The following is a 402-nucleotide window of genomic DNA, read 5'->3' on the forward strand; positions in this document are numbered from 1 at the left end:
CAACATGTTTTTCGTTCATGGCCGCTAGTTGGGTAACCATCTTATTCATTTGGGTATGTAGACTGCGTTGTTTTGCTTGGAGGGGCTGAAGGAATACCGTACTCCCATCTTCTATGATTTCGAATGGCAAGTGATCCAATGGGGTTTCCAATTTAGACGTTATTTGTTCTATATTTTTATCATTCGCGATCACATGTAGGGTAGATACCATTGTGTTTAGATGATCATTTGCTGGTGTACTTAATTCAGACGCAATCAATGCCATGCTTGATTCCACGTCTTGCATCATGCTGTGTAATGCATTTGTAGTGGTTTGTATGATTCGTTTATATAATTCTATTCGCTGTTGCTTCGCTTGACCATCTGCTTGTGCCGCTTTGTTTTCAACTTGAAGCAGCTCTT

1 protein-coding gene is annotated in these 402 nt (G+C 40.3%); it reads right to left on the reverse strand.

Translation table 11 applies throughout. The features are described 5' to 3' along the window. Nucleotides 1-402, reverse strand: a 402-nt coding sequence (locus PPOP_RS22960; protein ID WP_042229465.1) for a hypothetical protein, incomplete at both ends; no start/stop codon positions are given.

The organism is Paenibacillus popilliae ATCC 14706 (assembly GCF_000315235.1).
Taxonomy (GTDB): Bacteria; Bacillota; Bacilli; order Paenibacillales; family Paenibacillaceae; genus Paenibacillus_B; species Paenibacillus_B popilliae.